17 protein-coding genes are annotated in these 20,212 nt (G+C 50.6%); 6 read left to right on the forward strand and 11 right to left on the reverse strand.

Going from position 1 to position 20,212, the window contains the following annotated elements:
- Window positions 1–117 precede the first annotated feature (117 nt).
- Entirely contained in the window at window positions 118–1,083 is a 966-nt protein-coding gene (locus tag HMPREF3066_RS09595; RefSeq protein ID WP_070442501.1) for a tRNA dihydrouridine synthase, read from the reverse strand.
- An 88-nt stretch (window positions 1,084–1,171) separates the two neighbouring features.
- On the opposite strand from HMPREF3066_RS09595, the gene HMPREF3066_RS09600 reads away from it, so the two are divergent.
- From HMPREF3066_RS09600 to HMPREF3066_RS09615, 4 genes are all read left to right on the forward strand, one after another.
- On the forward strand, window positions 1,172–2,131 hold the full coding sequence (locus HMPREF3066_RS09600; RefSeq protein ID WP_080614302.1) for a nucleoside hydrolase: 960 nt from the start codon (window positions 1,172–1,174) through the stop codon (window positions 2,129–2,131).
- Window positions 2,132–2,178: 47 nt separating this feature from the next.
- Window positions 2,179–3,732 carry a glycosyltransferase family 2 protein gene (locus HMPREF3066_RS09605; RefSeq protein WP_070442504.1) on the forward strand — a complete coding sequence of 518 codons (1,554 nt, stop codon included), beginning with the start codon at window positions 2,179–2,181 and terminating at the stop codon, window positions 3,730–3,732.
- A gap of 163 nt (window positions 3,733–3,895) precedes the next feature.
- Window positions 3,896–4,657 (forward strand): endonuclease/exonuclease/phosphatase family protein, encoded by a 762-nt coding sequence (locus tag HMPREF3066_RS09610; protein WP_039405542.1) that lies wholly within the window; start codon window positions 3,896–3,898, stop codon window positions 4,655–4,657.
- 243 nt (window positions 4,658–4,900) lie between these two features.
- A complete protein-coding gene (locus tag HMPREF3066_RS09615; RefSeq protein ID WP_070442508.1) occupies window positions 4,901–5,749 on the forward strand; it encodes an RnfABCDGE type electron transport complex subunit B in 849 nt (282 codons plus the stop codon).
- A 236-nt stretch (window positions 5,750–5,985) separates the two neighbouring features.
- On the opposite strand, the gene HMPREF3066_RS09620 is transcribed toward HMPREF3066_RS09615, so the two are convergent.
- The 3 genes from HMPREF3066_RS09620 to HMPREF3066_RS09630 all read right to left on the reverse strand — a co-directional run bounded on the left by HMPREF3066_RS09620 (window position 5,986) and on the right by HMPREF3066_RS09630 (window position 9,307).
- Window positions 5,986–7,329, reverse strand: coding sequence for an aldehyde dehydrogenase family protein (locus HMPREF3066_RS09620; protein WP_070442510.1), 1,344 nt, complete (start codon window positions 7,327–7,329; stop codon window positions 5,986–5,988).
- A 299-nt stretch (window positions 7,330–7,628) separates the two neighbouring features.
- Window positions 7,629–8,102 (reverse strand): hypothetical protein, encoded by a 474-nt coding sequence (locus HMPREF3066_RS09625; protein ID WP_080614304.1) that lies wholly within the window; start codon window positions 8,100–8,102, stop codon window positions 7,629–7,631.
- A 443-nt stretch (window positions 8,103–8,545) separates the two neighbouring features.
- Window positions 8,546–9,307 (reverse strand): RTX iron-regulated FrpC family protein, encoded by a 762-nt coding sequence (locus HMPREF3066_RS09630; protein WP_321178936.1) that lies wholly within the window; start codon window positions 9,305–9,307, stop codon window positions 8,546–8,548.
- Window positions 9,308–9,998: 691 nt separating this feature from the next.
- On the opposite strand from HMPREF3066_RS09630, the gene HMPREF3066_RS09635 reads away from it, so the two are divergent.
- Entirely contained in the window at window positions 9,999–11,207 is a 1,209-nt protein-coding gene (locus HMPREF3066_RS09635) for a uracil-xanthine permease family protein (RefSeq protein WP_070442513.1), read from the forward strand.
- Window positions 11,208–11,259: 52 nt separating this feature from the next.
- On the opposite strand, the gene HMPREF3066_RS09640 is transcribed toward HMPREF3066_RS09635, so the two are convergent.
- The 7 genes from HMPREF3066_RS09640 to HMPREF3066_RS09670 form a co-directional block, all read right to left on the reverse strand.
- A complete protein-coding gene (locus HMPREF3066_RS09640) occupies window positions 11,260–12,714 on the reverse strand; it encodes an efflux transporter outer membrane subunit (RefSeq protein ID WP_070442516.1) in 1,455 nt (484 codons plus the stop codon).
- Between the two features lie 398 nt (window positions 12,715–13,112).
- Entirely contained in the window at window positions 13,113–14,225 is a 1,113-nt protein-coding gene (locus HMPREF3066_RS09645) for an ABC transporter permease (protein ID WP_070442519.1), read from the reverse strand.
- Window positions 14,226–14,375: 150 nt separating this feature from the next.
- Entirely contained in the window at window positions 14,376–14,714 is a 339-nt protein-coding gene (locus tag HMPREF3066_RS09650) for a cupin domain-containing protein (protein ID WP_039405562.1), read from the reverse strand.
- 234 nt (window positions 14,715–14,948) lie between these two features.
- Entirely contained in the window at window positions 14,949–15,845 is an 897-nt protein-coding gene (locus tag HMPREF3066_RS09655) for a peptidoglycan DD-metalloendopeptidase family protein (RefSeq protein ID WP_070442522.1), read from the reverse strand.
- A 175-nt stretch (window positions 15,846–16,020) separates the two neighbouring features.
- Complete coding sequence (gene surE / locus HMPREF3066_RS09660; RefSeq protein ID WP_039405567.1) at window positions 16,021–16,776, reverse strand: 5'/3'-nucleotidase SurE; 756 nt, start codon at window positions 16,774–16,776, stop codon at window positions 16,021–16,023.
- A gap of 126 nt (window positions 16,777–16,902) precedes the next feature.
- Window positions 16,903–17,742: a protease HtpX gene (htpX, locus tag HMPREF3066_RS09665; RefSeq protein ID WP_039405570.1), complete on the reverse strand. Its 840-nt coding sequence runs from the start codon at window positions 17,740–17,742 to the stop codon at window positions 16,903–16,905.
- Between the two features lie 183 nt (window positions 17,743–17,925).
- Complete coding sequence (locus HMPREF3066_RS09670; protein WP_070442525.1) at window positions 17,926–18,528, reverse strand: DUF4230 domain-containing protein; 603 nt, start codon at window positions 18,526–18,528, stop codon at window positions 17,926–17,928.
- A gap of 220 nt (window positions 18,529–18,748) precedes the next feature.
- Between HMPREF3066_RS09670 and ribBA the strand changes: the two genes are divergently transcribed.
- Window positions 18,749–20,086 carry a bifunctional 3,4-dihydroxy-2-butanone-4-phosphate synthase/GTP cyclohydrolase II gene (gene ribBA, locus HMPREF3066_RS09675; protein ID WP_039405577.1) on the forward strand — a complete coding sequence of 446 codons (1,338 nt, stop codon included), beginning with the start codon at window positions 18,749–18,751 and terminating at the stop codon, window positions 20,084–20,086.
- Window positions 20,087–20,212 lie beyond the last annotated feature (126 nt).

The following is a 20,212-nucleotide window of genomic DNA, read 5'->3' on the forward strand; positions in this document are numbered from 1 at the left end:
GTCCTGATTTAAATTTAATCCACTATAACGGCTTAGAAACGTCCTGTTTTTATTTTATTCCGCCTTAGGCGATGGGTTTAAAGGTCGTCTGAAAACTTTCAGACGACCTCATCATTATCAGGCATTCATCTTGTCTTCAAACGCCGCCAAAATCCGCGCGACTTCTTCCGCGTCTTTGACCGCCCTTACCGCGTCAAACAATTCCTGCGCTTCTCCAAATTCTTTCTTCATCATGCCCAGCCATTGTTTCAGGCGGGCGACGGGGTATTTGTTGTTCGCTTCTTTGGCGAGACACAAATGGAAAAATTGGTTTATCCACACCGAAACTTCGGCGAAATCGGTATCGCGGACGGTTTCGCCGTTTTCGTATTGTTTAATTTGGCGCGCCAAATCGGGGCGGATGACGGCGCCGCGGCCGAGCATGACGCTGTTGCAGCCCGTCATCTCTTTAATACCGATATAGTCTTTGAGGCTGAACACGTCGCCGTTGGCGGTTACGGGGATGGCGACGTGTTCGCGGATTTTGCGTATCCATTCCCAATGCGCGGGTGGTTCGTAGCCTTCGACTTTGGTGCGCGCGTGTACGGTCAGGGCGCAGGCCCCGCCTTCGGCGATGGCGGCGGCACATTCGAGCGCGAGGCTTTTGTCTTCGTAACCGAGCCGCATTTTGCCGGTAAGCGGGATGTGTTCGGGCAGGCGTTGGCGCAAGGTTTTGACGATATGGTGGATGAGGTCGGGCTCTTTGAGCAGGACGGCGCCGCCTTTGTGTTTGTTGACCGTGGGGGCGGGACAGCCGAAATTGAGGTCGATTTTGTCCGCGCCGAAGCAGACGGCTTCCAAGGCGTTGACTGCCATATTGTCGGCATCGCTGCCCAAAAGCTGGACGGTACAGGGCGTGCCGGCGGGGGTCTTGTTGCCGTTGGCGATTTCGGGGGCGTATTTGAGCCAGGTGGAACGGGAATGGACAGTGTGGGTAATGCGGACGAACTCGCTGACGCATTCGTCGTAGCCGCCGATACGGGTCAGCAAATCGCGCATCACATCGTCCACCAGCCCCTGCATGGGCGCAAGGATAAGCTGCATATCGGAGGAGGTCGTCTGAAAAAAGGAAATGCGTATTGTAGCGGTATATCGGTTAAAATACACGCTTTCCACATAGACGGCGCAAGCGATGGCGATGAACGAAAAAATCCGTTTGATTATCGATACCGACCCCGGTCAGGACGATGCTGCGGCCATTTTGGCGGCACACGGTCTGGCACGGCGCGGCTTGGTCGATTTTTTGGGCATGACCGTCGTCGCCGGCAATGTCGGCATAGATTTAGCGGCAAAAAACGCGCGCATCGTCTGCGATTGGGCGGGCGAGAAAGATTTCCCCGTTTACGCCGGTGCAGTCAAACCTTTATTGCGCGAGCTGGAGACGGCGGAAGCGGTACACGGCAAAACGGGCTTGGACGGTACGGCGTTGCACGAGCCGCGCTGTCCTTTGCAAAAGCAGCACGCGGTTGCATATTTGGTGGAAACTTTGAGCCGCGCCGAAGACGCTTCGATGACTTTGTGCCCGATAGGTCCGCTGACCAATATCGCGCTGGCGTTGAGCATCGCGCCGGAAGCCGTCCGCGCCATCAAACGCATTGTCTTGATGGGCGGCAATTATTTTGAAGCGGGCAACATGACGCCTGCCGCCGAATTCAATTTCTTCACCGACCCGCACGCGGCGCAAATCGTGCTGCAAAGCGGTGCACCGATTACGGTTTTGCCGCTGGACGTTACCCACAAGGCGCAAATCACTTCCGAACGCATGAACCGCTTACGTCGTCTGAAAAACGCCAACGGCAGCCGTTTGGCGGATATTTTGCAAAGTTACGAACGTTTCGACATTCAGCAGTTTGGCTTGGAAGGCGGCCCGCTGCACGACCCTTGCGCCGTCATCTGCGCCGTGTTCCCCGAATTGTTTTCAGGCAGGATGTGCCGTGTGGATGTGGAGACGCAAAGCGGACTGTCCACCGGCGCGTGCGCCGTCGATTGGCACGGCACGACCGGCAAAGCGCCCAATGCGCTTTGGATAACCGAAGTCGATGCCGACCGTATGTTTGAAGAACTGACCGCCGCCATTGCCGAACTGCCTTGATTTCCCGATTTTGATTTTTCAGACGCCCCTTTTCAGACGACCTCATCATGAACCCGAAAATTCCCGCCACAGCAGCCATGTTGGTCAAAAACTCGGAACGCTATCTGCACGAAGTTTTGACCGCGCTTCAAGACTTCGACGAAGTATTGCTGCTCGACAACGGCTCGACCGACCGTACCTTCGAAATCGCCGAACGCTTCACCAACGTCAGTTATTACAAATACGACTTCATCGGCTTCGGTCCGATGAAAAACCTCGCCGCCCGCCTCGCGCAAAACAATTGGATCTTCAGCATAGACAGCGACGAAGTGGCAGATAGCGAACTGATTGCCGCCATCCGCAAAGCCGTGGCGGAAAACAAAGAACAAAACATCTTCTCGCTCTCGCGCCTAAACCACTACAACGGCCGCCTGATCAAAGCCTGCGGCTGGCATCCCGACATTATCCCGCGCCTTTACCACCGCCGTTTTACCCGTTTTTCCGACCGCCAGGTGCATGAATCGCTGATTTTGCCGCCCGATGCAAACGTCCGTCCGCTCGAAGGTCGTCTGAAACACTATTCCTTCGAAAACGCCGAAGGGCTGATTCAAAAAATGCAGCAATACAGCTCGCTCTACGCCGAAGAAAACCGCTACAAAAAAGACAGCTCACCCTTCAAAGCCCTGTTGCACGGCAGCGTATCGTTTGTCAAAAACTACCTGCTCAAACGCGGTTTCGCCTACGGCGCGGACGGCTTGACCATTTCCATCGCCAATGCGCAAGGTTCGTACTACAAATATGTCAAACTTTACGAGCGCAACCGCAATATCAGCGTCGCCTTGATTATTACCACCTACAACCGTCCCGACGCGCTGGAGCTGGTTTTGAAATCCGCACTCGCGCAAACCCGCCTGCCCGACGAAATCATCGTCGCGGACGACGGTTCGCGCCAAGACACCGCCGAAGTCGTCGAGTTCATCCGCAGCCATACCGACATCCCCGTCAAACATTCTTGGCGGCCGGACGACGGCTTCCGTGCCGCCGAATCACGCAACCGCGCGCTAGCGCAGGCAAAAAGCGACTACATCATCCTTATCGACGGCGACATGATACTCGACCCGTCCTTCATCGCCGACCATCTCAAGCTCGCACGCAAAGGCAGGCTGATACAGGGTTCGCGCGTCATCCTGACCCAAAGCCGCACCCAGGAAATTTTAGATTCCGGCGAATTGCCCGATTTGTCCGCGTTCAGCCAAGGCATAGAAAAACGCCTCTCCGCCCTGCGCTGCCGCAGCCTGTCCGCCCTGATCGGCAGACAAAGCAGCCGCAAACACAAAGGCATCAAAACCTGCAATATGGGCTTTTTCCGCAGCGATGCGCTGGCCGTCAACGGCTTCGACAACCGCTTTGTCGGCTGGGGACGCGAAGACAGCGAGTTCGTCGCCCGCCTCTTCCATAACGGCATGAAACGCCATAACCTCAAATTTGCCGGCATCGCCTACCACCTCTGGCACCACGAAGCCGAACGCGACGCCCTGCCGCAAAACGACGCCCTGCTCAAAGCCACGCTGTCCGAACAAAAAATCCGCTGCGAAGACGGCATGGACGAGTTCATAAAATAAACCGTTTTGCGCTTGTCCCCCCTCAAACGTCGTCTGAAACCTTTCAGACGACGTTTTACCTTCAAGCAGCCGTTCAACCATCAAATCTTTACTGAAACCAAACACTTGCAGTGTTATACTATTAATACAACGACAAACTACTCACACACTACGGTTACACATCATGTCCCCCCGCCCGATTACCATCACCTCATACAACATGCACAAAGGCATGTCCGCGCTCAACCGCAAAGTCCAAGTGGACAGCATGGCGGAAGAGCTTCGCGGCATAGGCTCGGATGTCCTGTTTTTACAGGAAGTGCAAGGTCAACACCTGACCCGCAGCAGCAGGCTGCCCGATTTTCCCGAAAAACCGCATTACGATATCCTCGGCGACCGCCTTTCCTACAACCGCAGCTACGGCAAAAACGCCGTATACCCGCAGCGCCACCACGGCAACGCCATCCTCAGCCGCCTGCCGCTGGAAACCCGCCACAACCTCAACATCAGCGTCAACAAACTCGAACAGCGCGGCGTACTCCATTGCGAAGTCCTGCCCGAAGGCTGGGAAACCCCGCTCGTCTGCCTCTGCGCCCACCTCAACCTGCGAGAACCCGACCGCGCCAAACAATATCGCGCCATCTTCGAATACGTCGTGCATCACATCGACCCGCAAAGCCCGCTGATTCTCGCCGGCGATTTCAACGACTGGCGGCAAAAATCCGCCCTGTCCTTAGGCAACGCCTTGAACCTGAACGAAGTATTCGTGGACAGCAACGGCAAACGCCCCAAAACCTTCCCCGCCCGCCTGCCCGTCCTCAGCCTCGACCGCGTCTATACCCGCAACTTGGAAGTCCTAGACTCCCAAATCCACAACGGCAAAAACTGGCAACGCCTCTCCGACCACTTGCCCTTGAGCGTCAAAGTCAGACCCAAACTGCCTTGAACGTTCCAATACCAAAGGTCGTCTGAAAACCTGAAATCGGGATTTTCAGACGACCTTCCATATCCACGTTCCTGCCCGCCACACCGTATGAGGTTCAAATACAGGATACTTATAACATCATTCACATTCCTACTTGAATTTGCTGCAAAACGATAGAAGAATCTCTTTTATTTTCAAACCCTTTATTCCCCTATACTTCGTTTCCCGATAAAATACGCCTTTTCGATTTTGACTCTATCCGCCATGCTGACCGACCTTCAAGCCATCAACCGCCTGCTGCCGCAAACTCAGTGCCGAGAATGCGGCTATCAAGGCTGCCTGCCTTATGCACAAGCTTTGTTGCACGAGGATGCGCCTGTTAATCTGTGCGCACCCGGAGGAGAGGCGGTGATGGTCGATATTGCTGCCTTATTAGGCAAGCCGCGCGTTGCGCCGGTCAAAACGCAGCCCAAAGCCGTCGCCTTGATAGACGAAGCCGCCTGTATCGGCTGTACCGCCTGCATCCGCGCTTGCCCTGTCGATGCGATTATGGGCGCAAGCAAGTTTATGCACACTGTCATCAGCGACGAATGCACAGGCTGCGGACTCTGTCTCCCGCCTTGTCCGGTGGATTGTATCGACATGATACCTTCCGAACAGGAATACCTCCCCGCCGCACGCAGCCTGAGCCGTTCTTCCGAAGCGCGTTTCGCCGCCGCCGAACACGCGCAAAGCCGCTTTGATTGGCACACCGAACGCAAAGCGCGCGACGAGGCGGAACGCAAAGCCATGCTTGCCGAGCGCGAAGCCGCTGTTAAAGCCAAGCAGGCGCAAATTCAAGCCGAAACCAAAGCTGCGTCCAAACCTGCTTTCAATCCTATGGATTTGATTGCCAAAGCCATGGCGAAAGCACAATCCCAACAAGACAAGCTGGTTGCATCCGACAACCGTGAAGCATTCAAAAACCGGCAAATCGAAGAAGCCAAAGAGCGCGCCGAATTGCGCCGTGCCCAACGCGATGTCAAATATGGCAACGAAGAAGAAAAAGCTGCTGCGCTTGCCTACCTGCGCCGTTATAAAGCGGAGCAAGAGGCAGCCAAAGAAATACGGTGATGTCGGTGAAGAGACTTTGAAGGTCGTCTGAAATAGGTTTTCAGACGACCTTATGAAAAAGATCCCGCTATTCCGGGCAGATGAAAATCCTTATTCAATAATCGGAAATTTCCAATTACATCACTCCTACTGAGAATATTGAGAAAAACAAACCGCCGCTTCAACAAAAAGAAGGTCATCTGAAAACGCAACATAGACAATCCCAGCATTTTCAGACGACCTTTTTCAATCCTTCCTTATTTCTGCCAATACGTTTTCACGTTCACAAATTCATACAACCCGAATTCAGACAATTCCCGTCCGTAACCTGATGCCTTGACGCCGCCAAAGGGAAGGCGCAGGTCGCTGCTGGTGTGGCGGTTGATAAACACCGAGCCTGCTTGGATTTTTTCGGCAAACGCCCAAGCGCGGCGGGTATCGGCGGTATAGATACTGGCGCCCAGTCCGTAGGGCGTATCGTTGGCAAGGGCGACGGCGTGTTCCTCGTCCTTCGCCCGCAAAATCATGGCGACCGGCCCGAAAACCTCCTCATTCCAAACGCGGCAGTCGGGATTCACTTTGTCCAACACGGTGGCAGGGTAAAACCAGCCCTTTCCTTCAGGAATGAAACCGCCCGTCAAAACCTGCGCGCCGTTTGCGACTGCGTCCTGTACCTGAGCGTGTACGTTTGCGCGCAAGTCTTCGCGGTGCAGCGGGGCAAGCGTGGTTGCAGGGTCTTTGGGATTGCCCGTTTGCAATTTGGCGCATTCGGCAAGAAACAGGGGGATGAAGCGGTCGGCAACGGCTTCGGTTACGACGATTCGTTTGGCTGCGTTGCAAGACTGACCCGCGTCGCGGAAACGCGAATAACAGGCTTCGACGGCGGCGCGTTCGAGATCCGCATCGGGCATGACGATGAAGGGGTTGCTGCCGCCAAGTTCGAGGACGGTTTTTTTGAGGTACATTCCCGCATGGGCGGCGAGCAGGCGGCCGGTCTGTGTCGAGCCGGTAAACGCCATCGCATCAGTGTCTTCAATGGCTTTCAACGTATCGTCGTTGTCCAGCCACGCACCAATCAACGGGAGGTCGTCTGAAACCAGTTCCAACAGCGCAGCGCTGACCCGCGCCACGCTGGGCGCAGGTTTGACGGCACAAGCATTTCCCGCACACAAGGCAGGAACGGCAAAACGCAAAACCTGCCAGACAGGATAGTTCCACGGCATGACGGCAAGCACAACACCCAACGGCTCAAAACGCACCTGACTGAGACTTGCCTGCGTAGCGATAGTTTTGTGCGCCAGCAACTCGGGGGCAAGGCGGACGTAATATCGGATGAGCTCGACGGATTTATCCAGTTCGGCACAGCATTCATGCAGGCAGCGTCCAACTTCTTCGCAAACCATTTCCGCAAGCCGCTCCTTGTTTTGCGCCAAACGCTCGGCAAAAGCTTGCAGCAAAGCAGTCCGCCCGGTTACACCCAACCGCGCAAACACCTGCTGGCGCACCTTCAACGCTGCCAATTCTTGTGAAAATTCAGCATAACTCTGCGCAGGACGGCGGCAAAGGGTTTCGCCGGTATAGGCATTGATGCTGTGAAACATGGTTCTGCTCCTTTGTATGTCGGTTTTATTTTAGGTCGTCTGAAAATTAAGACGTTCTTTCAGACGATGTTTGTTCATCAAAGATGGCGCGATTATATAGCAAACTCGGATAGAACATCTCTACACAGTCCTTTCCGGGCAGACAACCCAGACTAAAAGGAATTTATGTCATTCGCTAATAACGCTTAAATTTTGCCAGCCCCATCCCCTGATTTTGTAGAAACTGCTGAATTTATCGAGGAATCAGCCGTCTTGTTCTGACCACCCAAATGCCGCACCTTCTGAATAACGCGCCTTGATTAAATCCTTTTAATGAAAAAGAAAAGAGAAAGTAATAAAAAGAAAACTGCCAACTTTAAACAAAATACTGAGTTAGAAGCTAATATTGCAAGTAAATTCACATCCTTCGTTATTTTTTTGTTTAAGTAAAATATATCATTTTTATAATACGAAACTAAAACGCCATTTAAAAAGTTTGTTTCATTAGGACTTGATAATAATATTTTTACATTTTTTATAGGAAATCTTTTATTTATATTTTCTATTTTACATAAATCATCAAGTCCGTAACAAGATAGCCAGTATGATCTTAATCCTGTTTCAAGCTTAATCTTTCTTTCTCCTCTATTAGGGGAGGAAATCAGCATTGTTGCCTCATTGAAGGATTGCTCCTCACCTTTAAAATTCAAGCCATAGGGAGCAATAAAAATACCTGCCAAAAGAATGCAAAATAACGAGAAAAATAAAGAAATAATGTAAAATTTAAATTTCATGTTTAGCTTATATATGAAAAGAAGTAGTAAATAAAAGTTTGGCTAAAAGTTCAATAGAGACTTTTGCAATAATATAAGTTATTAAAATTTTATGCTCAATGCTATCCTTAAAATGAGGAACTTCCCTGATTTCTTCTACTTTTTTCTCAATATCAGAAAAGTTTTAGCCAATTGAAAATTTTTTAGTATAGTGGATTAAATTTAAACCAGTACGGCGTTGCCTCGCCTTGTCGTACTATCTGTACTGTCTGCAGCTTCGTCGCCTTGTCCTGATTTAAATTTAATCATTCTTATGCATCAAATTTCGTTAACATAATATTTTTGCAAATGTCTCCACCATAATAATCTTCTCTATTGACAGAACATTTTAGTTCCGCTTATTGTTGCTGATTCAATACTGTCATAATTAAATCTCCAAGACATTAAATTTATTCAAAATAATCTTATTTAATAAAACTACTAATCAGTTCTTCAACCTTTTGATGATAATCAACCAAATCCTTTTGAGTTGGTTGTATTAAATTATCTTTATACAAATAAGGATAATAGCTAATGGAGATTCCATTCATGCAAGCATTTACAGAAGAAGAAAAATATTGGAGTCCTCCTTTTTTCCTATATTCTCTTACAGTAATACTGACAGGATTATTACCTTCTCTAAGATAATTAATCTCATGATGAAAGGGGAATTCAATCATATTTTCATACATTACATAATCCTTAAAATAGGATTTTTGCTTATCTATTTTCATATGATCTAATAATTTTATAAAACTATCTAATTTTAAATTACAACCTTTTTGCAATGTAATTTCAGTTATATCGAACGAACCATCCTTCAATGCCTTAACAAATTTATCTTTATTTTCCCGATTAAACGGCTCTAAAATCCAAGAATCTCCTTTGCGTTTGGCATGGACGTAAATATCAAACCTACCACCCTTATAGATTTTTTCCTCGTCCGACATCCATCTTGTTGCCGAATCTCGGGACGAACCTGCCAAATAACCGTAAGGTACGCTCAGCAGCGTCCCATCCAAATCAATTTTAATATTTCTTTCAAAGCCTGTTATGGGTATCTCATTGTCCATTTTTACTTCCTCCTTATTTTCTGAAGATGGATAACAAGCTGCCAATGCAAATGAACCCAAAACTGCTATTAGAGCTGATAGCTTCTTTAATACCCTATCTTTTCCACATTCCACTTTTACTCCTTCCTGTAATAGATTTCTGATTAATCAGGCCAGCTGAAATAAAATCCATTATCAATTTCTGATTCCTGTAAAAATACCATATTCTCATAAACCAGCAATTCATTTCAAATAAACGGTATTTAATTCAAACAAACGTATCATTACAACTGTAAACATAACAAAAAAATCGCCTGAATATTTTTCAGACGACCTTTTTATATTTGATAAAATTTCTTAATACATTGTTTTATTTGTTTAAATATAATTATTGATTGTATATAAAACTATTATTTTAATTATAATTTCATTCTTGTATGATATTTTAATACTACCATCTATAACCTAATTTTGATAAATTTTGTAAATTTGATAACCGTTGATAGCATTTAAGACGATGTACAGATTTCTGCTTCCATTTTAATAATGGCATACAGAAATAGATACATAATTAGGACAAGTTTCAGTCTGCCATTTCATCGCATACAGTGATTGCTGACTTAAAACCATTCTCGCTGTGCATCGATTTTTTCGTGTATCAACTATAAGCAGGGTGGTTATATATTAAGTAAATAATGGTGCTGCAAAATCGGATATTTCCATTTATCAATCTGTTTTTTATCCTGAATCCGCGTTAAATTAATGTTCATCCGGCTGCCTAGACAGTATAATTCCCGCCGTTTGAATCGAATATACGAGGTTTCGGATGAATCAGCTTAAATTGGCGGTTTCGGGTGCGCAGATTTTGTTTGTGGCGTTCGGTGCGATGGTGCTTGTACCGCTTCTGACGGGGTTGAACCCTGCACTGGCATTGTTGGGCGCGGGGATTGGGACATTGTTGTTCCAATTGGTTACTCGGCGTAAGGTGCCGATTTTTTTGGGTTCTTCATTTGCTTTTATTGCACCGATTATTTACTCGATTGGTGAATGGGGTCTGCCTTCAACGATGTTTGGCCTGTTTGCGGCCGGTTTTATGTATTTTGTATTCGCCGGCTTAATCAGGTGGCGAGGGCTGGCGGCGGTTCACCGCTTGCTGCCGCCGGTAGTCATCGGGCCGGTAATTATGGTGATCGGTTTGTCGGTAGCCGCTGCGGCAAGCAGTATGGCTATGGGGCAGGCTGACGGCAAACAGGTAATTGATTATGCAGACTCGTTGATTTTGTCGGGTTTTACTTTTTCGGTAACGGTCCTGGTGTCGGTTTTCGGCAGCCGCATGATGAAACTGGTGCCGATTTTAATCGGTGTGGCCTCGGGCTACACATTAGCTTTGATAATGGGCTTGGTAGATACTGCCGCCATCGTCAATGCGCCTTGGTTTGCAGTGCCTCATTTTGAAACGCCGCAAGTCAACTGGCAGGCTGCATTGTTTATGCTGCCGGTGGCGATTGCACCTGCCATCGAGCATATCGGCGGTATCATGGCTATTGGAAATGTTACCGGTCAAAACTATACGAAAGATCCGGGTTTGGATAAGACGCTGGCAGGCGACGGCTTAGGGGTATGCGTAGCCGGTTTGATCGGCGGACCTCCGGTAACGACTTACGGCGAGGTTACGGGCGCGGTGATGATTACGAAAAACAGCAATCCTGTCATCATGACTTGGGCGGCGATTTTTGCCATTGCAATGGCGTTTTTCGGTAAATTCAATGCGTTTTTAGCTTCCATCCCGATGCCTGTCATGGGCGGCATTATGCTGCTTTTGTTCGGTACGATTGCATCTTTGGGTGTGAAAACGCTGATTGATTCGAAGGTTGATTTGATGCTGCCTAAAAATCTAGTTATCGTCAGCTCTGTGTTGACGACAGGTATCGGCGGTATGGTCATCAAAATCGGTACGTTGAGCTTTGCCGGAGTGGGCTTGTGCGCAATATTGGCCATTATTTTGAATATACTGTTGCCGGATAGAGAACAATAGTCATCAGCTTGAAAAGGTCGTCTGAAATTTTTCAGACGACCTTTTTGCTTCTTTATTTCGACCAGCCGCCGCCCAATGCCTTATACAGCGACACCAGCATCTGCGCCCTTGCCAGCCGCGCCGCAATCAGGTTTTCCTGCATTTGGCCTTCGGCGATATGGGCTTTGAGGGCAACATCCAGCGTTTTGTAGCCGTTGCGGAACATTTTTTCCGTATCGGCAGCATGGCGTACCGCCTGCTTATGGGCGGTTTGCAGCAGTTCGGTTTGGCGGCTTAACGATTCCACGCCTTGATATGCGCTGTCCACTTCGCCCAACGCGGTCAGGAGCCGTTTGTCGTATTCCAGCAATGCCGTCTGAAGACGCGCGTCGGCGGCTTTGATATTGGCCTTGATGCGGCCGTTGGTGAACAGCGGCGTCTGTATGCCCACCGACAGCAAACTTGCCCAGCCGGTCAGCGAACGGTCACCGTCCACACCGATACGTCCGCCCTGCCCCATAAAGCTGATGGTGAAGCGCGGCAGCAAATCGGCTTTGGCACTGGCGAATTTGGCGGCATAGGCATTGACTTGAGCCGCCTGCGCGCGCAGGTCGGGGCGGCGTTCCAGCAAGCCTTGCGGCGTCTGCCCGCTTGGTGCGGAGGGTTGGCGCGCCAACGCATCGACAGACGATTCGGGCAGCGTAAACGTCTGCGGCACGTTACCGGTCAAAACGGCGATACTGCGCACATAAGCGGCGTATTCCGCCCCTATCGTGGCGCGTTTGGCTTCCGCTGCGGTCAGTTGCACTTTCGCCTCGTTCACTTCATAGCCGCTGACATGTCCCACCTTAAAACGCCCTTCGATGTAGCGCACCATACGCCGCAAGGTGGCAACGGTTTGGTCGGCGGTTTTCAGACGACCTTGAGCCGCACGCGCTTTGAAATAATTGTCGGCAATATCGCCCGCCACCAGCATTTGCGCGCCGTACGCCAGCTCTTGTTGTCCGAGTGCAGCATAACGTGCGGCATCGGCATCGCTGCGTTTCTTGCCGAAAATATCCGGCTCCCACGAAGCGGTCAGTCCGCCGTATAGGCTGGTGCTTTGGGAATCGATGGTGTCGTCGTTTAAAGACGCAGTCTGCGGATAACGCGAGAGCAACACTCTGGCATTGCTGTCAAGCGGGTTATCCATTTGACTATAATTCGCCATTGCCTTGCCGCTCAGTCCGACGGTCGGCCCCAAATCAGCACGTGCCGCCCCCGCCACGGCACGGGCTTCGTTCAGACGGCTGACGGCAATTTTCACATCATGCCCCTGCGTCAAACCCTGCGCGATTAATCCGCTTAACACCGGATCGTTCCACTGCTGCCACCACGCCACGATGTCCGTATCGCCCTTCGCTGCCGCGTCCTGCGTAAACGCCTGGGGTAATTGAACCTGACTGTTTAACGGAACTTCAGTATTTTTGCAGGCAGCAAGCGTCAAGGCCGCAGCAATACACCATAAATGAATTTGATTGAATTTCATCGTATTTTCCTTTTTGAAAAGGTTTTAGCGTTCCGTTTTGGCGAAATTTGTTTCGCTCGTTTTCAGAGTGCGCAGCCTCTTGACGGGGCAACCTTTCAGACGACCTTTCAGAAGATTTTTTGCGAAACCTAGAAACCTGAATGTAAGCCTGCGGCTTACCGCCCTCTCCCCCCCCCACTCCCACGGGGAGAGGGGGCAAAATTGGCTGAAATCCCAAAGTGGCTGAGGTTCGGTATCCTCAACTCCCCCTCCCGCGGGGAGAAGGGACAAAATTGGCCGAAAATCCAAAACACGGTTGGGTTTCAGCATCCTCAATCTCCCTCCCGTGAGAGAGGGTTAGGGAGAGGGCAGCGTGCTGTCAGGTTCGCTTTTTAGCGATCGTTGGCGTGATGACTTCATCAACCCTGCCTCTCCAGCATCCCTTGAAACCGCAACAATGCCAGCCATAAGAATCCTACGCCGATACAGCCCATGATCAACATATGTCCCCAGACGATTTCAATCCCCGCGCCGCGGAACAGGATGTCTTGCGAGAATTTCACAAACTGCGTCAGCGGCCAATATTCGCTGATCAGTTGCGCCGTGTGCGGCATGTTGCTGCGCGGGGATGCGCCGCCGGCAAACAGGTTCATCACGATATACACCGGCAGCATCAGCATACCGAACTGCCCCATCGTCGATGCGAACGTGGCAATCATGATGCCCAGCGACGCCACCGAAAACAGGAACAACGCCAACCCTACCGCATAAAGCGGCACCGAACCGATGAGCGGCACGCCTATGCTCAAATGCACGATAAACCACAGCGACGACAGTGCCGCCACCCAAATCACGGCGGCATTTGCCAGCACTTTGCCCATCATCAGTTCGAACGCATTGACCGGCATCACCAGCAAATGCTCGATTGTACCGCGTTCGCGTTCGCGGATAACCGCTGCCCCCGTCAATAAAATCAGCAACATACACGACATCGATCCGATTTGCGAAGTCGGCATGAACCACGCGCTTTCGCCGTTGGGATTGTAATAAGTATTGATGACGGGGCTGATTAACTCCGGCCGCGTCACGCCGGTGAATTCGTAAATTTCGCGGTTGATAATTTGCGAAAGATACGAAGCGCCCACCCCCGCCTGCGTCATCGACGTCGCATCAACCAAAAGCTGCAAATCAGGATTGCGCCCCGCCGCCATGTCGCGCTGAAAATTGGGCGGCACTTCCAAAATAAAGGTGAACTCGCCCTTATCCATCAATTCGTCCGAATCCTCGCGCCGCACGTCCTCTACCAGTTTGAAAAACGGATGTTGCACGGCATCGCGGATACGCATGGACAAAACCGAACGGTCTTGGTCGATGATGCCGACGGTGGCATTTTTCAAATCCGCGCCCACCTGCGCCATCTGATAAATCGTGGCTGTAAAGATATACCCAATCAGCACCATCAGCACCGGATCAGTCAGCACGCTGCGGAACTCTTTGAGCATCAGGGTCAGAATGTTTTTCAGGGTACGCATGGGGATTCCTGTTTAAACGCTATGGATGAAGGTCGTCTGAAAACCTTATCTGTTCTTCAGACGACCTTTGTACAGTACATCGCCTACTATCTGGTTCTTTATGGGAATCACCAAACTTACCGCAGCAGTACCGCCATACTGCAAAAATTTTCACAGGCAACATTTTCCGAAACGCAATTTTTTGTTTAAGCCCGCAACGTAAGTCAACTGCTTAATCACCAAGATATTCGTATAATCTTCAAGCGCACGGATACTGTGTGTCTCGCCGGGTTCGATCCGGACGATTTGCAGGCCTTCGGTATGTAAAGTTTCAGACGACGTCGAGATTTGCGCACTACCATTCAACACAATCAACAAAATAATCGCTTCGGCTTCATAGGGCGGAATTTCATTGTCTTTCTGCAAAGAAAGCTGGACGATTTCCTGATCAGTATCACTGCTGATCACCCCGCCCAACAAGGCTTTGGGATCTAAGGTATATTGTTTCATCATCGCTCCTTTTCTATTTTTACATTTTCAAAAATTAAGAACATACATATGGCCGTTTTCACAGTATATATTCTTGAAAACCAATATTTAGGGCAGCATATCGGTATAAAGTTCTACTCAAACAGCCCCTTTGATAAATTACCAGTACAGGTACAATCATTGTTGAAACAGGGAGACCTAACGGATTTAATTTAAAAGGCCGCCCGAATAATCGGGCGGCCTTCAATTTGTTCATCAGAATGCAATATAAGTGGCAGGATTGACCGGTTTGCCGTTCTGACGGACTTCGAAGTGAAGTTGAGTACGGTTGGCATCGGTATTACCCATTTGTGCAATGGTTTGTCCGCGTTTGACATTTTGTCCTTCATTGACGAGCAGACGTTGGTTGTGTCCGTATGCGCTCAAGAATGAAGAGTTGTGTTGGATGATGACAAGGTTGCCATAACCGCGCAAACCCGAGCCTGCATAAACTACTTTACCGTCTGCGGCAGCTACGACGGGCTGACCAGCATTACCGCCGATGTCCACGCCTTTATTGCTGCCGCCAAAGTTGGCAAGAACGTTACCGTTGGTCGGACGTTGCCATGTAATGCCGCTGACTGTACGGGTTGCACCGGTAGCAACTGTCGGCGTATTGAGAGGTGCGGGAGCAGGCTTGGCAACGGGTGCAGGTGCAGAATATGACGGTTTGGCTGCCGCAGTCGAAGCAGGGGCAGTATAACCGGCCGGTTTGACGCGCAGATTTTGTCCGACGCTGATGTTGTTGTCAGTCAAACCATTCCATTCACGCAGATTGTCTTGGGTAATATGGTAGCGTTTGGAAATATTGTAAACGGTATCGCCACGGACGACAGTATGCGTTGCTGCATTGATGTCAACCGGAGCATAGGACGGAACATAGGCACCACCGGAAACAGGAGGCGTATAGCTGTTGTTGACAGCGGGAGCGGAAGGAGGAGTATAAGGGGCATCGTTGGCTGCCGGCGCATTTGTGCCGTAAGGGGTCGCACCATAAGGATTGGAAGAAGTACTGGAACCGGCATTACCGACGACGACGGGGGCGGGTTGCTGGCTGGTACATGCGCCCAATGTCAGGGCGAAAGCGGCATAAAATGCGGTTTTTTTCAACATAATCGATGACCTTTATATCGGGGTTATTGTCTTGATTGGTGCATATCATAATAAAAATAAGCCCGCCCCTCAAGTATCGGGGCGGTTAGGGACTGTTAAAATCGGCTTGCCGCGCCTGTTTCAGAACAAAAAGATCGTCTGAAAACACTCGGCAAAAAAACAGAAATCTGTGTGCTTATCCCTCTTTACCGTCCTGCCAAAATCCGCTGACTGCATCCATATGGCGGTAGGAAGTCAAATCGATTTGCAGCGGTGTAACCGTGATAAAGCCCGCCTCACACTCCCCGAAATCCGTACCTTGCTCCCGATCAGAAATATCGCCGACGGGACCTATCCAATAAATAGACTCACCGCGGGGATTCTTCATCGGGATAACGCTTTGCTCATGATGCCGCCGCCCCAACCGCGTTGTTTTGATACCTTGTACCGCATCCGGCGGTACGGCGGGAATATTGATGTTCCAAAGGACAGGCGTTTTAGGAGGATTTTTCAACAACCGCTCCAATATCATCCAAGCGGCCTGTTCTGCCGTCTGCCAATAACGCCCCCGCGTATCGTTCAAAGACAACGCAACGGCAGGAATGCCCATCAGGAAGGCTTCGGTCGCTGCGGCAACCGTTCCCGAATAAAGCGTATCGTCTCCCATGTTCGCACCATTATTGATGCCTGAAAGAACCAAATCGGGTTTAAAATCCGAAAGCACATGGCAACCCACATGAATACAGTCGGTGGGTGTACCGTCAACATAATAAAACCCGTTTGCCGCCTGCTTCATTTGCAAAGGGCGGTCGAGCGTCAAAGAATTGCTGACGCCGCTTCGGTCGCGTTCTGGGGCAACGATGCGGACATTGGCAAACTCCGCCGCTACCCTCGCCAAAATGGCTATGCCCTGCGAAGAGTACCCGTCGTCATTGGAAATCAAGATATTCATTGTTATAGCTCTCTGAAAAGGGATGCTATTGTATCGCCCCCATACTGCGGCCGTCTATCCGAAACACTCATGAAAAAGGTCGTCTGAAACCAAATTTAGTTTCAGACGACCTTTTGTTTTTTCGCATTACAGATTTTTCAAGCGCGCAATGCGGTTATCCAACGAAGGGTGCGTACTCAGCAGGGAATCTTTGGCATCGCTGGCAATACCCATCGCATTCATCTGCTCGGGCAAATCACTCGTGCTGCCTTTCAAACGTTGCAGCGCGGCAATCATTTTATGCGCACCAACCAACTTGGCGGCACCCGCATCCGCACGGTATTCGCGCTGACGGCTGAACCACATGACGACGATGCTTGCCAAAAAGCCGAACACAATCTGCAACACCATGCTCACCATAAAATATGTGCCTTGCGAAGTGCTGCCGTCGTTATTGCGGGCAATCATGCCGGAAACGACGCGTGCCAAGAAAACCACAAACGTATTGACGACACCCTGTATCAGCGTCAACGTAACCATATCACCGTTGCCGACGTGCGCCATCTCGTGCGCCAAAACCGCTTCGACTTCGTCCCGGGTCATATGATCGAGAAGGCCGGTACTGACGGCGACTAAGGAGCTGTTGCGTGTCGCGCCGGTTGCAAAAGCATTCGGCTCAGGAGAATGATAAATCGCTACCTCAGGAGTTTTGAGACTCCATTGACGGGCCTGCGCTTCAACAGTTGCCAAAAGCCATGCTTCTTCTTCGCTGCGCGGTTGAACGATAACTTCCGCACCCACCGAGTTTTTAGCGATGGTTTTGGACATGAGCAAAGAAATAATCGAACCGGTAAAGCCGACGACGGCAGAATACGCCAGCAGGCTGCCGACTTGGTCCGTACTGTTGATACCGAGGACTGCCAAAACAATCCGGATGACGACTAAAACCGCGATATTGGTTACGAGAAACAGAAAGACACGTTTCACCAGTGTTCCTTTAAATTTGTTTGTTATGTAAAAAAATGAATTCTTCAAATACCTTGCAAAAGGCAATGTATTTTCTCAAAAAGTCTCGCCTACCGAAACACCTTATTGGGAAAAGGTATGCAAATCCAAATACACTTTTGGTTACCCACTCGCAATATTATGCTGTCAAACGTCATCCAGCGTTCAGTTGCACTGCCCCACTGCCGCCGGATAAACCGATACCTGCGTCTGCGTCAGGGCAAACAGGTTTTCAAGCTGCGTTTGCGCCTGACGGTTGGCGTGATCCAAAATTTGGGCTTTGCACGCGCTGGCGAGGACTTGTTTTTTGGCTTCGTCCTGCACGGTTTTGAATACCGCCTTATCCACGGGCAAAAGGTTGAACGAGCCGGTTTGGATGTCGTACACCTCGATATTTTCCAAATCGACGCTGAGGATTTCTACGGGCGGCAGGCTGATGAGGACTTTTCCGTCCACGATATTGACGTTGTCGGCATGAAGTTTGTCCAAATCCAAGCCCGCCAACACCTTGCCGCGCACGATAAACAGACCGCTTTGCGAGTCTTGCCACAATCTGCGCCAGTCGCCTTTTTTCTCGGTGCGGATGATGGTATCGATGTAAAAAGCCGTGCTTTCCAAGCGGTTCATCTGCTTAATCTGCATCAAAACGCCTTCGCGCGAAATCGCTTCATGGGCGTTGTCGTTGCGGTGTTGGACATAAAACCAGCCGCCCGCCGCTGCGAGCGCGCAAAAAACAGATATTAAAATCAATCGGTAAACCATTTTCATTAGGTTAGACCCTTTTCGGTTGCATTAAACTTAACGCCCATATTCTTTCAAATGTTCAGATTTCAAGCAAAGGTCGTCTGAAAACGCCATTTTTGTTTTTCAGACGACCTCCTATCGAAACATTACCAAAAAGTAATAAAAATCTGCCATCAAACACAGTTTGCCTTTTGGTAAAGACAAGACTACAATCGCCTACATCCTTTCAGCCACACCACACATCATGAACACCACCGACCTGCGCCGCCGCAACCTGCGGCAATGGATAGCGGACAAATACGGCGGCCAGCAAACCCGTTTTGCCGAAGCCATCGCCATCAACCAAGGCGAATTGTCCGCCCTTCTGAAAAACAAATCCTTCGGCGAGAAAAAAGCCCGCAAAATCGAACAGGCGGCGCAAATGCCCGCCATGTGGCTGGATCAAGAACACGCCACAGCCCAACCCGACCATCAAGAAAGACGCACCATGCCCCACATTTCCTCCATCCCCGAAATCCTTGCCGACATCAAAGCCGGCAAAATGGTTATCATCACCGACGCGGAAGACCGCGAAAACGAAGGCGATTTGCTGATGGCGGCACAGTTCGTCACCCCCGAAGCCATCAACTTCATGATCAAACACGCGCGCGGACTGGTTTGCCTGCCGATGGAAGGCAGCATGGTCGAGCGGCTCGGCCTGCCCATGATGACCCAGAAAAACGGCGCGCAATACGGCACCAACTTCACCGTTTCCATCGAAGCGGCGCAAGGCATCACCACCGGCATTTCCGCCGCCGACCGCGCCCTGACCATCCAAACCGCCGTCTCCCCGACCGCCAAACCCGAAGACATCGTCCAACCCGGCCACATCTTCCCCCTGCGTGCGCAAAAAGGCGGCGTCCTAGTACGCGCCGGACACACCGAAGCCGGCGTCGATTTGGCACAAATGAACGGGCTCATCCCCGCTGCCGTCATCTGCGAAATCATCAACGACGACGGCACCATGGCGCGTATGCCCGAACTGATGAAGTTCGCCGAAGAACACAACCTCAAAATCGGCACGATTACCGACCTCATCGAATACCGCAGCCGCACCGAAAGCCTACTCGAAGACATGGGCAACGCCCCCGTACAAACCCCGTGGGGAGAATTCCAGCAACACGTTTACGTCGACAAACTCTCCGGCGAAACCCACCTCGCCCTCGTCAAAGGCAAACCCGCCGCCGACACCGAAACCCTCGTTCGCGTACACGAACCCTTCAGCGTCATGGACTTCATCCAAGCCAACCCGCGCCATTCCTGGTCGCTGCCCAAAGCCCTTGAGCGCATCCAGCAAGCCGACAGCGGCGTCGTCATCCTCCTGCACCGCACCGAAGACGGCGCCACCCTGCTCGACCGCACCCTGCCCAAAGGCGCCAACCAAGCCTACAAATGGGACAGCAAAAGCTACGGCATCGGCGCGCAAATCCTCGCCGGCCTCAACGTCGGCAAACTGCGTGTGTTGGGCCAGCCTTCCGCCTTCACCGGCCTGACCGGCTTCGGCTTGGAAGTCGTCGGTTTTGAAGAAGCAGAAAACAAATAAACCACCCGTCTTATCAAAAGGTCGTCTGAAATCCCGATTCCGGTTTTCAGACGACCTTTTGCTATAAATTACCTGATTCAGCCAACCTCCCATGAAAATTATAGTGGATTAACTTTAAACCAGTAC

Source organism: Neisseria sp. HMSC03D10 (genome assembly GCF_001807625.1).
Classification (GTDB): domain Bacteria; phylum Pseudomonadota; class Gammaproteobacteria; order Burkholderiales; family Neisseriaceae; genus Neisseria; species Neisseria mucosa.